The sequence below is a fragment of the Acholeplasma hippikon genome, assembly GCF_900660755.1.
GTDB classification, from domain to species: Bacteria; Bacillota_I; Bacilli_A; order Acholeplasmatales; family Acholeplasmataceae; genus Acholeplasma; species Acholeplasma hippikon.
In genome coordinates this window covers 14,268-27,405 of the sequence record NZ_LR215050.1, presented here as the reverse complement: position 1 = coordinate 27,405, position 13,138 = coordinate 14,268, and the positions used below count along the sequence as shown (strand labels likewise).

The following is a 13,138-nucleotide window of genomic DNA, read 5'->3' as shown; positions in this document are numbered from 1 at the left end:
ATATGAAAAAAAGTATTGCCGTTATCGGATTATCAAGATTTGGTTTCAATTTACTTGAAGCATTTAGCCGTTTAGATGTTGATTTAATTGGTATTGACCATGATATTGAAGCTGTTAAAAAAGCGAGTGAAATTACACATAACGTTATGGTTGCAGATTCTACAAGTTATGAATCATTAAAAGATGCAGGGATTGCCAATGTTGACCATGCTATTGTCGCAGTCGGACAAAACGATAAAGCTAATTTAACCAACAGTATTGTGACCATTATTAGATTAAAAGAATTAGGTGTAGAAAAGATCACTGCACGTGCTGATGAAGAAGACTATGCACAAGTCTTAAAACTCGTTGGGGCTACTGATGTCGTGATGCCTTTATCTATTGCATCAGAACGTGTCGCTAATCGTATTGCAGCATTTAACTTAGTAGACTACTTTAATATTAAAGGGGACTACACAGTATTTGAAGTTAAATTATCTGAGACATTCCCACCAGCTCAAATTATTGATTTAGATTTACGTAATGAATATGAAGCTAATATTATGTTAATTGAAAGAGATAGTCAATTCTTAATGCCAAAACGTGATACTGAGATCTTACCTAATGATGAAATCTTCATCTTTTCTAAGAAAAAAGATATCGCTAAAATTACAGCATTCTTTACATCCAAATAACAAAAAAGGAACTATTGAAGTTCCTTTTCTTTTTTTAGTAATTTTTTATAACTTAAATCAATGGCATATGCCCCAAGTGGTGCACTAATCATAATTGATATAACAGCTGTTGTTAAAATTAGTGGGCCAACACTCAATCCAACACTTAATACAATTGGTCCAATCGATGCTTGTACAGTTGCTTTCGCAATGTAACTTAGCATGATAAACATTCTTTCTTTTTGATTAAGTTTTGAAAATAGCACACAAATATATACTCCAATCATACGAATCACTAGTGCTAATAAAATAACTAATATTGGTTTAAAGCCAAAATCAACTGAAGCCTTAAAATCAATTGCGATTCCAACTAAAACAAATAGAATTATTTCAAAAAATGTCCACATGTTTTTATAAACATTTTCTATTTTTTCGGCTTCTTCTTTATTTTGAATTAAAATCATAATTCCCATTGAAATAATTGATACTAACCCAGAATACTTAATATAGTTTTCAATGACTGATTCAAATCCAACTAATGCTAAGGATACTCCAAATAAAATAAGTACCTTAACTGTTAAATTGAAATTCACTTTTTTATAGATGATACTTAATAGATAACCTAATAGTAATCCAATGAGTAACCCTAATAAAATTTGTAGAGGAATATTCATTAAACTTAAGAGATCAAAATTACCGGTTTGATTTAACGCTAAGAATGCATAAAATAAAACAATTGTATAAATATCATCAAGTGATGCACCAGTTAGAATAATTTCTGAGATTCCCTTATCTCTGCCATAGCCTTCTTCTTTAATCTTAATCATACGAGGCACAACGATTGCTGGACTCACAGCACCTAACACACTTCCCAATAAAACGGCTTCTAATAAAGATATACCAAGCAACATTGGTCCAAAAATCATGACCCCAACAATTTCAAATGTAGCTGGTATAAAGCACATAAGAATTGCTACTAATCCTGCTTCTTTTAACTTTTTATAATCAATTGATAATCCGCTTCGGGTAAGAATAATCACTAAGGCAATATTTCTTAAGTAACTTGAAATACCCAGCATATTTGGTGAAATTAAATTTAAAAAGGACGGTCCAATCAAAATCCCTATAACAATCATACCGACAATTTTAGGTATTTTTATTTTTTCAAAAATTAAACCGACTGTAAATCCTAAAATTAAAATTAACCCTAAATCCAACAACAACATATAGCCCTCCAAATAAAAAGTCTAACCCAAAAAAGGGTTAGACGTCATCAGCAAATTTATTGCGGTTTTGTATATAACATACATGGGAGCACATCATTCCCAAACACTATTTTACTACTTTTTTATAAAAAACTACTTATTTTGTAAATTTTTCTTAATAATCAAATCTTTAGATTTCATGATACGAACAGTATTTGAACGTTCAGCATCAGAAATTTTCATTCTTACAACTTTAATATCATCAACAATTTCAGGAATGATAATATGCTCAATAGCATTGACACGACGTTTGGTCTTTTCAATTTCCTTAATTAAAATTCTGTTCTTCTTATCTTCAACAGCCATTTGAATTAAGTCAGGCAATAATTTACCAAGTTTCGCTACAACCGTATCTAATGCTGGATGTGTTCCATGGAATGAATATGTAACCTTAGGTTCAAATGTTTCTAAGATTTTCACTTTAGGGACATCTACACTCATTACAGATTGTTTACCAAACTCTAACTTAACACTGCTTGCTGGAACTAAGAACTTTTCTTTTAATTCTTCTTCAAAATGAAAACTTTTTGCGTAAGAAAAAGTATCAAGTGCTTGTAACCAAGCTTGATCAACATTTTTTCTTAATGCTTTATAAGATTCAATTTGAAGGAGAAATTGACGCATCATTTCATCTTGTTTATCCTTAAGAAGATGATGTCCTCTTCTTGTTGTAGCAAGTTGATTTTTAAGACGCGTAAGCTCCATTCTTGTCGCATTTACGACATCAGCCATATTTTTATTCCTCTATGTAATATTGTTCAATGTGCGCTAATGATACACGCTTCAATTCACTCTTAGGTAAAATTGATAATAACTTCCATCCAATTGTTAATGTTTCTTCGATAGAACGATCTGAGTCAAATCCTTGAGATAAGTATTCTTTTTCAAATCTATCAGCAAACTTCGCATATAGTTTATCAATATCACTTAATGCTGATTCACCAAGCACTGTTGCAAGTTCTTTTGCTTCTTTACCACGTGCATATGATGCAAATAATTGGTTTAATGTATCTGCATGGTCACTACGCGTTTTACCTTTACCAATACCTTTATCTTTTAAACGAGATAGTGATGGTAAAACATCTACCGGTGGTTCAATTCCTTTTTGATGTAAACTACGTGAAAGAATAATTTGTCCTTCTGTAATATACCCTGTTAAGTCAGGAATCGGGTGTGTTTTATCATCTTCTGGCATTGATAGAATTGGTAATTGAGTAATTGAACCTTTAGCCCCTTTTACACGTCCAGCACGTTCATATAAACTTGAAAGGTCTGTATACATGTAACCTGGATAACCACGACGTCCTGGAACTTCTTTACGAGCAGCTGAGATTTCACGTAAACTTTCTGCATAGTTTGTAATATCAGTCATGATAATTAAAACATGCATATCAAGTTCATACGCTAAATATTCTGCTGCAGTAATTGCCATACGAGGAGTTGCGATACGTTCAATTGCTGGGTCATTTGCTAAGTTAACAAACATTACAGTTCTACTTAATGCACCAGATTTTTTGAATTCTTCAATAAAATAGTTAGATTCTTCAAAAGTAATACCAATTGCCGCGAAGACAACCGCAAATGATTCATCAGAACCTAATACTTTGGCATTTCTTGCAATCATTGCTGCTAATTTATTATGTGGTAAACCTGATCCTGAAAAGATTGGTAATTTTTGTCCACGTACTAATGTATTTAATCCATCAATTGATGAAACCCCTGTTTGAATAAATTCTGAAGGAAAATTTCTGGCAACTGGATTTAATGGTGATCCATTAATATCTAAACGCTTTTCAGCAATAATTTTACCCTTACCATCAATAGGTTTACCCATTCCTGAGAATACTCTTCCCATGATTAACGGTGATACTTCTAATTCTAATCCATGTCCTAAAAAGACTGCTTTAGCATCTTCAATTTTTAAACCTTGACTAGATTCAAATAATTGAACTAACGCTTCATCTTTATTTACTTCTAATACTTTACCTAAACGTTCCTCACCATTAGCTAATTTAATTCTAACTAATTCATCGTAAGTAACATTTTGTGTTTTTTGAACAAGCATTAAAGGTCCGACAACTTCTTTAATTGTTTTATATTCTTTAACTGCCATCAGATTACTCCTTTGCTAGATTCTGATATCCAGAAATCATGTCATTTTGAATTTTCTTGTAAGCTTCATTTACTGCATTCTCTTCAGTATATTTGAAACGTCCAATTTGTTCTCTAACTGCTAATTTCTCAATATCTTTAAAGTTTTTATTTTCTGCTACTGCTTCAAGTCCTTGATGGTAGAAGCTTAATATTAATGATAAGAGTTTATTTTGTTTATTTAATGAAGAATATGTGTCTACAGCATGGAATGCATTTTGGTGTAAATAATCTTCACGAACCATTTGAGCGGCTAATAATTTTAAGCGATCATTTGGTCCTAAGGCATCAAGTCCAACTAAACGAACAATTTCTTGTAGTGATGCTTCTTCTTGTAGAAGTGTCATTACTTCTTTAACTTGTTTACTCCAGTTTTTATCTACTTTTGTATCAAAATATTCAGTCATTTGGTCTGAGTATAGTGAATAACTCTTCAACCAATCAATTGCAGGGAAGTGACGTTTATATGCAAGTGAAGCACTTAATCCCCAGAAAACTTTGACAATACGAAGCGTTGCCTGTGAAACTGGTTCTGAAGTGTCTCCTCCTGGAGGTGATACAGCTCCAATTGCAGTAATTGCACCACGTTTATCTTCATCACCAAGACATTCTACATAACCAGCACGTTCATAGAATTCAGAAATTCTTGAACCTAAATATGCTGGATATCCTTCCTCACCTGGCATTTCTTCTAAACGAGATGACATTTCACGAAGTGCTTCAGCCCAACGTGAAGTTGAGTCAGCCATGATTGCCACTTTATAACCCATATCACGGTAATATTCTGCAATTGTAATACCTGTATAAATTGAGGCTTCACGTGCAGCAACTGGCATGTTTGAAGTGTTTGCGATTAAGACAGTACGTTTCATTAATGAGTTTCCTGTTTTAGGGTCTTTCAACTCTGGAAATTCCATTAAAACATCTGTCATTTCATTTCCACGTTCACCACAACCAATATAAACAATGATATCAGCATCAGCCCATTTAGCTAATTGATGTTGTACAACGGTTTTACCACTTCCAAATGGTCCAGGAATTGCTGCAATCCCACCAATTGAAATTGGAAATAAAGTATCAATAACGCGTTGTCCAGTAACCATTGGCTCAGTTGGCGCTATTTTTTTCTTGAAAGGACGTTTTTTACGAACTGGCCAAGTTTGAAGCATTTTAACTTCAATAATATCTCCATCCGTATTTTCAACTTCAGCAACTACTTCAGTAATTGTAAAGCTTCCTTCTTTAATTGATTTAATTGTTCCACTTACATGCGGTGGAATCATGATTTTATGTAAAACTGATTCTGTTTCAATAACAGTACCAATAACAGAACCACCTACTACTTGATCACCAACTTTTTTTGTTGGTGTAAATTTCCATATTCTATTTCTATCTAATCTTGGTACATCTACCCCTAATGGAATATATGAGCCATGTTCTAAATAGATTTTGTCTAATGGACGTTCAATTCCGTCGAAAATAGATTCCATTAATCCAGGTCCTAGTTCAACGCTTAAAGGTTCATTTGTAAAGAATACTGGTTCACCAGGCCCGATTCCGGCTGTTTCTTCATATACTTGAATAGAAGCTAAATCGCCACGTAATTCAAGTACTTCACCAATTAATCTTTTATTTGAAACTCTTACGACGTCATAAACCTGTACGGATTCCATACCAGATGCAACTATTAGTGGACCTGATACTTTTGTTATAATTCCATGTTTTTCCATATACGTCCCTTTCTAAATGACTGAAATACCAATTGATTTTTCAATCATCAATTTAAGTTCTAGAAGACTATCTTCAGAATGAATGTTGCTTGGTAATTTTAGAAAAATTGGATATAAATTTTCATCATACTTTGCAATTAATTCATTCATGATATCACTAGATTCGCTATCATAAATAATAATTTTTGTTTGGTTTTGTACTGCTTGTTTAACTTTTTTTTTGAATTCTTCTACTGAAGTTAATACACTGACTTCAATACCAATGGATTGGAGAATCATAAATGAATCGTTTTTTGTTAATGCAATAATCTCTCTCATGACTGTTATACCTCCACGCCATAGTACATTTGTTTAAGTCTAATGATTTCTTCACGTTTTTTAATAGTAAAATAAATCATTAAACCAAATGTTTGATTATCAAATGCAAAATTACCTAGTAGTTTTGACATTGCTAAATCAAGTTTTGCATAAACTTTACTTAAGAAATCAAATGCTTCAGTGTCCTTAAAAACATTAACTATCTCATCATTAAAATGTAGTTTTAAATATTCACCAAATTGACTTAAATCTAAATCATAATAACTTAAGATGATTGATTTATCGATTAGTGAATTTTTCAAGATATTCTCTTCAACTTTTTCATAACTAAATTTATATTTTTTTGCACGAATAAAATAGAGAACATTTTCAATCATTGTGTATGTTTCATAGTAATTTTTGATTGAAGCATCTATTTTTTTTGTATTCAATTTCTTTAATAAATTAGAATGTAGAATTTGAATAATTTTATCCGAAATACCTTGCGCATCTAAATTTGATGTTTCTTTGATTAAGTCATCTAAGAATACCTTATCATCAAAATCTAATGCTTTTGCATTATCATAAATAATATAATCAATAAATGCTGTTTCATGATAAGTTGTTAAACCATGCATCATTGGTGTGTATTTAACACCCAGATGGAAACTCTTTAATAAACTTGCTAAAAACAAGTGATTAAATTTTATATATAGTACTTCAAAAATAATATGTTTTTTATCTATTAAGCTTTCTAAGAATAATTTATGTTTATATTCTTCTTCTAGCATGGTTTGCTCAAAATTTTTACTAAAGGTTAAGCCATATTGATGTGTTTTTAACATATCTAAAAAATCACTTTGAGATAGATTGCTGAAAGCAGCAAAATGACTATCTGTAAGTAATCTATCAAAACCTGCTGAAATTACACCATTAGTAAATGATAAGTTCATTTTTAATTTAATTCCTCATAAATTTTCTTTTCATATTTTTGAGCTAATTTGTCGATTGTTTCATCAAATGAGAAGTTTAGATCGAATTCTTCACCAATTAACATAAAACCATTCTTAATTTTCACTGGATTTTTTGTCAATTTAATTTCAAATCCTTTACCTAATTTACTATTTAAAATGTCACAATCTACTAAATCACCTTTACTGCTAGATAAAATACTTAAATATTTTTCATAATCATTCTTATTAACAGCAATTATTTCATGTCCAGTAACTTTCTCGTTTTTGATACCTGTTAAGACATATTTAAATAATGCTTCACCTTCAAGGTTTGTTAAGTAGTTTGTTATTTCATTGAATACTGATTGAACTAATTTTTGCTTAGCTAATGCCGCTTCATCTCTTAGTTCTTTTTTCACTTCTAGTTCTTTTTGTGCAATACTATTTGTATGTTTTTTCTTAGCTTTTTCTAGAGAAGCTTCGATTTCATCTTTCGCTTCTTCAATCATTTTACGATAAACTTGTGATGCTTTTAGTTTAGCTTCAGATAAAATTTCATTCTTTTCTAGTTCAGCTTTTGCGATAATTTTATCTTCTAGTTTGCTCATTCTATTAACCTTGTAATTGTGTCCACATTAAGATAGAAACTAAAAGTGCTAAAATTGCGTATGTTTCAACTAACGCAGTCATTGTAATACCACGAGTTGATAATTCTGGGCGTTTACCTGTCATTAAGATAGATGAAGCCGCTACTTTACCTTGATAAATACCTGAAATTAAACCACCAATAGCAATTGGCATTGCTGCTGCAAAATATAATAAACCTTGTTCAACAGTTAATGAAATTGGATTACCTGTAATCCATTGTAATTTTACTAACATTAATACCGCTACTAAGAAACCATAGATACCTTGTGTACCTGGTAATGCTTGTAAGACTAATACCTTACCGAATAAATCTGGTTTTTCTGATAATACTCCATTACCAGCGTTACCTGCGATACCTACGCCAATCGCTGAACCTGCACCAGCTAATCCAGCTGCAAGTGCTGCACCGAATAGTGCCCAACCCATTCCATCAAATACTGGGAAAAACATATTGAAATCCTCCTAATTGTTATCTTTCTTTAAATTTACTTTATAAACATATTTCAGTTGAAGTTGGAGTGGTTCATATAGGTAACCGCCACCTTCAAAGAATTTACCATAGAATTCTAGATATTGTAGACGTCCAGCATGTACATATGCACTTAATAAGCCCATAACGAAGTTGAAAACATGTCCTACAATGTAAACTAATAATCCTAAGATGATTCCAATCACTGGAATCGAGTTGAATACCATTTCACCTAAAATATTGAATGTCATTGCAATAACACCACTTGAAAGTGCTAAGGCAAGAATTCTTGAGTAAGATAGGATATCTGAAAGGTAAGCTGTTGAGTTATATAAACCTGTAAATGCAGATACTGCTTTACCCATAAATGTCGGTTTTTCTCTTCCATTTAATAGAATAATGAGTAAGACACCTAGACCAATAAGTACTAATGCAGTATAAGTTATTACTGACTTAACTGTATCTGTCATTGGTAATGCGAGTGTAATTGCATATAAAGATAATCCCGTTAAAATACTAATCCATGAAACCGAATCTGCTAATGCACCTAAAATATCTTTTCTTCTTATTGCTAAGATAAGTTTTAATACTAAACCACATAAGATATGTACTATACCCAATGCAATTGAAATAATTAACATTGGTAATGGATCTTTAATTGGATCAATTAATTTTGGCCACGGTGCATCAAATCCCAAGAATGAACCAAATACTGCACCAGCAGCAATTGATGTAATACCTGAATATAAGAATACTGTGACTAAATCCTTTAATCCACCTTTAAGTTTTCCAAATTTACGTGCTGCACCAAATAGTAAGACCATTAGTAATCCATATCCCATATCTCCAACCATGATACCGAAGATAATCCAATACCAAATTGACATGATTGGGTTCGGATCAATTTCTTTTGGATTAGGAATAGAAAATTGATTTGTAATACTTTCAAATGGCTTCACAAAAGCATTATTCTTAAGTGAAGTTGGTGGCATTTCATCTTCAAGTGGATCTCTTGTTTCTAATTCAAAATCAATTTGTTGTTCTGTTAGAATTTTTTCTAAATCTCTTACTTGATCTGAACGCATCCAACCTTCTACATAAATTGTATTTTTAGTTGATTGGAAATCAATATCACTACGTTGATCACGTGCAAGTAATTGATCATATAATAATTTTAATCGAGATAATTGATTAATTTGTTCTGTAAAGTATGTATCAATCATATGTATCTCATCAGCTAAATGAATTAATTCTTTTTGTAATGATTCTACAACTGAAGCATTTTCTTTTTCAAAACTATCTAATCGATCAACGCTAAATCCAACTTGATTAATAACTTCTAATAATTTATCTTTATCCTCATTTAACACAACCATTGAAAAGTAGCTAAATCCTGATTGCTCACCTAATTCATCATAGTATGCATCAAGTGATTGGATATGCCCTAATAATGATTCTTTCTTTTCAGTTGGGATTTTACCAACTAATCCTGTTAAATATTTCAAATGATTCAAGCGACTTGTTGGAACACTTAAACTTTGATAAGGATAAATTTGTTCTATTTGATGCTTTGTGTCTTGTAGTTTAGTTTCTAAGTCTTTTAACTCATAGCTTTTTGCCAGAATTTCTTGAACTAATTCTACTGTCTTTGGATCAATAACTTCAAACTCATCAATTGATATAGTTTCGTTACTGCCAAATGACTTTTTCTTTAAATATTTTTCAACTTGTTCAATTGCCTTTTGTGTATCAATCAAATCAGTTGAAACTGAAGCTTGTTTTTGATGTTTTGAATCAAGCATGAAGACGCCATAAGTTTGAAGTGTCTTTAGGACGCTTTCTTTTGATTCTTCCATAAAAATAAGCTTAGCTTTTTTCATAGGAACAATCATATATTCGTAACCTCATCTTTAAGTTTTTCTACATACTTGTTAACAATTTCTTCAAAGCGTTCTTCAAACTTTTTATTTAGTTCAGCTTTATCTTGAACTAATTTTTCTTCTAAAGCTTTAATTTCTTTTGCTTCAGTTACTTTTAGTTTTGAAACTTCTTTGTCAAACTCTACTCGAAAAGAACTGATTTCTTCTTCAGCTTTTTTTCTCTCTGCTTCAATCATTAACGATGCTTCTTCTTTTGCTTTTTGAATCTCTTGTTCGATTCTTTCTTCAAGCTCAATTATTGATTTTAGTTTGCTCAAGATTTTTACCCCACTTTCTATATAATGATCTTGCTTTGCTCATATAATCAAAAAAACTTAAACTAAGCCTAACTTTTAACCAAGGTGCATAATATTCTAGATGTCATCATAAAAGACTTTGTTTACCCCTATTCATTTAAGTTTCTTTAATCGAATTGTATTGCATGTTTATTTTAACATTTTAAATAAGGTTACTCATCTGATTTGCAACTTAAATCGGGATGGCTTAATTTAGGTTTTTATTTATTAAATAAATTATACTACTTTTTCCTCAAAAGGTGGTAGTGGTTCAAAAGAAAATCCGATAGAATCTGAAACCGGAAGTGAGAAACATAATCCACGCGCTTCAGTTTCTACACCAAAATTATCAGTTAGTGCTTTCATTAACTTATCTGTATTTTCCTTTTTACATACAATAAATAACACATCTTTTTCAGGGTGTATTCTAATACCAAAGAATTTCGTCTTTTCTTGAGAAATAGATGAACGTCCGTGAAGTATCGTTCCACCTCTAGCACCAGCTTTTCTTGCTTCTTTCATTGCATCATAACTAAAGCCGTGATTACATACATAGATAATTAAATTTTGTTCAATTTTTTCCATTTTATTTAGCTCCTAACATTTCATTTTGAAGATGTTGCAATGTTTTACTTGTTATTCCATTTAATGGAATTGCACATGCAACCCCCATACCACGCTTTGTAAAATTGTATTCTGCTTCTAACTTTTCAAACATTACCTCAATATCTTTATTTTCAGCAAATCCAATAATAACTTCTTTATCTTTTTGAGTTAATGATAATGCCTCTAAAATCTCATGTGATGCAGTTCCTTGAGCAATAAATGTGATTGCACTAATTAGATTAAATTTCGATAAAAATTCAGCTATTTCATTTGCTTTACCTTTATCAGTTACTAACCAAACTAATTTCATTTTGTATCCTCCTCTAAATGGATAACAGTATCTGGAATTTTAATTCTAGATGTTGCTCTATATTCTTTAACTCTAGACATTAATCCAAGTAATTGAATTGTTAATAATGGTGTCATGGCAACAAATGCAACCAATCCAAATGCATCAGTTAAAATACTACTTCCAGTTGGATCAATCCCCATACCAGCACCGAATGTAAATGGCATTAAGAATGCTGAGGTTAATGCCCCAGAAACAGCTCCTCCCGAGTCAAATGCGATTGCATAGAATGTCTTGGGTGTAATAAATGTTAGTAGCATAATCACAATGTAGGTTGGTAAAATTATCCACCAAATACTAATGCCTGTTAAAACTCTTAAGTTAGCTAAACCAATTGAAATAGATACCCCAATAGATAATGAGACTAACATCATCTTCTTTGTAACAGTACCTGCTGATACATCTTCAACTAATTTATTTAAAACCATAACTGATGGTTCAGCAGCAATAGAAATATATCCAAATAACATACCTATTGGAATTATAATCCAAGCATAACTCCTTGTGGCAAAGAAATTACCTAATTGATATGCAAGGTTAACTAATCCTGCATTAGCGCCAGTTAAGAATATAACTAATCCAATGTAAACATAACCAAATGCTACTAAAATTGAAGCAACTTTTTCTTTACTAAACTTAAAGACTGTAAATTGGAATAATAAAAAGAAAAACATAAATGGTAAAATGGCAATTAACATTTGAATTAAATTTACATGGAAGTAATCAATAAATGTTGAATCTAAATCCATCGTTGGTGTTTGAGGCGAGAAAAATAAACCTAAAACTAAAACTGAAATAATTGGTCCAACACTCGCTACTCCAATTAATCCAAACGAATCTGTCTCTGCATCTTTATCCCCACGTGCCTGGCTTAAACCTAATCCTAGAGCCATAATAAATGGTACTGCCATCGGTCCAGTTGTAACCCCTCCCGAGTCAAATGCTACTGGAATAAATGAGGGGTTAAAAATTGAAACAATACCGGCAACCACAAATACTAAACTATAACCTATAATCACTAAAGTTCTTAAAGAAAACTGGAATACAATACGCAAAATTGCTAAAACAACAAATATACCTGTACCAATTGATACAGTAAATACTAAAATTAAAGGATTAACAACACTTGAAAATTGATCTCCTAAAACCCATAATGCTGGTTCTGCTACAGTTATTAAAAATCCAACTGTAAAAATAACACCTATTAAAAGTGCTAATTTCTTTTTTCTTACTAAGAATCCACCAATTTCAGATGCAATGGTCATCATTGAAGTTTCAGCCCCTAATGAGAAAATTGAAAGACCAATAATAAGCATCAATGCACCCAGCAAGAAATTAAAAATCAGTTTGCCATCTAGTCCAATTATATAACTCATTAAAATAACTATGACTGTCATTGGAATGACTGCTACTGCTGATTCTTTTAGTTTGACTAATAAGCCTTTAAGCATTTTTAGCATATATACCTTCTCCTCGTCCAATATGATTTTATCATATAAAATTGAAAACACTTTCAATAACTATAGTGTTTAAATAAAACAAAAAAGCCACAGACTTTTAAGTGGTTTTGTTTTTCAAATTACGCCTCTATATTTTTTAATTAACTATTCACAAAAAGAAAATATAAAGATTTTTGAAATAATTTGATACAAAATTAAGTTTTATTTAAACGATTGATTGAAACTTTTTTCAATTCTAAAGTTTATAATGATTATACCATAGGTATAACTAATTTTAAACATCCTTACTTAAAATTATACACAAAAAAAGACGTATTTGAAAATACGTCTTCACTTTAAATT

Annotated in this window: 14 protein-coding genes and 1 riboswitch; of the genes, 1 reads left to right on the top strand and 13 read right to left on the bottom strand. The window is 31.2% G+C overall.

Annotated elements, in window-relative coordinates:
* The first annotated feature begins 2 nt into the window (after window positions 1-2).
* Window positions 3-674, top strand: a complete 672-nt coding sequence (locus EXC59_RS00120; protein WP_035368838.1) for a potassium channel family protein — start codon at window positions 3-5, stop codon at window positions 672-674.
* Between the two features lie 11 nt (window positions 675-685).
* On the opposite strand, the gene EXC59_RS00115 is transcribed toward EXC59_RS00120, so the two are convergent.
* The 13 genes from EXC59_RS00115 to EXC59_RS00055 form a co-directional block, all read right to left on the bottom strand.
* Window positions 686-1,879, bottom strand: coding sequence for a cation:proton antiporter domain-containing protein (locus tag EXC59_RS00115; protein WP_051658986.1), 1,194 nt, complete (start codon window positions 1,877-1,879; stop codon window positions 686-688).
* Between the two features lie 31 nt (window positions 1,880-1,910).
* A riboswitch (Fluoride riboswitch) is annotated at window positions 1,911-1,989 on the bottom strand.
* A gap of 22 nt (window positions 1,990-2,011) precedes the next feature.
* Window positions 2,012-2,650 (bottom strand): V-type ATP synthase subunit D, encoded by a 639-nt coding sequence (locus EXC59_RS00110; RefSeq protein WP_035368837.1) that lies wholly within the window; start codon window positions 2,648-2,650, stop codon window positions 2,012-2,014.
* A gap of 4 nt (window positions 2,651-2,654) precedes the next feature.
* A complete protein-coding gene (locus EXC59_RS00105) occupies window positions 2,655-4,031 on the bottom strand; it encodes a V-type ATP synthase subunit B (protein WP_035368836.1) in 1,377 nt (458 codons plus the stop codon).
* A gap of 4 nt (window positions 4,032-4,035) precedes the next feature.
* Window positions 4,036-5,799, bottom strand: coding sequence for a V-type ATP synthase subunit A (locus EXC59_RS00100; RefSeq protein WP_035368835.1), 1,764 nt, complete (start codon window positions 5,797-5,799; stop codon window positions 4,036-4,038).
* A 12-nt stretch (window positions 5,800-5,811) separates the two neighbouring features.
* The gene (locus tag EXC59_RS00095) at window positions 5,812-6,117 is read right to left on the bottom strand and encodes a V-type ATP synthase subunit F (RefSeq protein ID WP_035368834.1); all 306 of its coding nucleotides are present in this window, start codon (window positions 6,115-6,117) and stop codon (window positions 5,812-5,814) included.
* A gap of 5 nt (window positions 6,118-6,122) precedes the next feature.
* A complete protein-coding gene (locus tag EXC59_RS00090) occupies window positions 6,123-7,049 on the bottom strand; it encodes a hypothetical protein (RefSeq protein WP_035368833.1) in 927 nt (308 codons plus the stop codon).
* 2 nt (window positions 7,050-7,051) lie between these two features.
* A complete protein-coding gene (locus tag EXC59_RS00085) occupies window positions 7,052-7,657 on the bottom strand; it encodes a hypothetical protein (protein ID WP_035368832.1) in 606 nt (201 codons plus the stop codon).
* A 4-nt stretch (window positions 7,658-7,661) separates the two neighbouring features.
* Window positions 7,662-8,147 (bottom strand): V-type ATP synthase subunit K, encoded by a 486-nt coding sequence (locus tag EXC59_RS00080; protein ID WP_035368831.1) that lies wholly within the window; start codon window positions 8,145-8,147, stop codon window positions 7,662-7,664.
* A 12-nt stretch (window positions 8,148-8,159) separates the two neighbouring features.
* A complete protein-coding gene (locus tag EXC59_RS00075) occupies window positions 8,160-10,058 on the bottom strand; it encodes a V-type ATP synthase subunit I (RefSeq protein WP_035368830.1) in 1,899 nt (632 codons plus the stop codon).
* On the bottom strand, window positions 10,055-10,363 hold the full coding sequence (locus EXC59_RS00070) for a hypothetical protein (protein ID WP_162163956.1): 309 nt from the start codon (window positions 10,361-10,363) through the stop codon (window positions 10,055-10,057). Before EXC59_RS00070 ends, EXC59_RS00075 begins: the two co-directional genes overlap by 4 nt.
* A gap of 255 nt (window positions 10,364-10,618) precedes the next feature.
* Complete coding sequence (locus EXC59_RS00065) at window positions 10,619-10,966, bottom strand: biosynthetic peptidoglycan transglycosylase (protein WP_051658985.1); 348 nt, start codon at window positions 10,964-10,966, stop codon at window positions 10,619-10,621.
* Between the two features lies 1 nt (window position 10,967).
* A complete protein-coding gene (locus EXC59_RS00060; protein ID WP_035368827.1) occupies window positions 10,968-11,297 on the bottom strand; it encodes a hypothetical protein in 330 nt (109 codons plus the stop codon).
* The gene (locus EXC59_RS00055; protein ID WP_162163955.1) at window positions 11,294-12,796 is read right to left on the bottom strand and encodes a DUF1538 domain-containing protein; all 1,503 of its coding nucleotides are present in this window, start codon (window positions 12,794-12,796) and stop codon (window positions 11,294-11,296) included. The genes EXC59_RS00060 and EXC59_RS00055 overlap by 4 nt, the downstream gene beginning before the upstream one ends.
* Window positions 12,797-13,138: the final 342 nt, after the last annotated feature.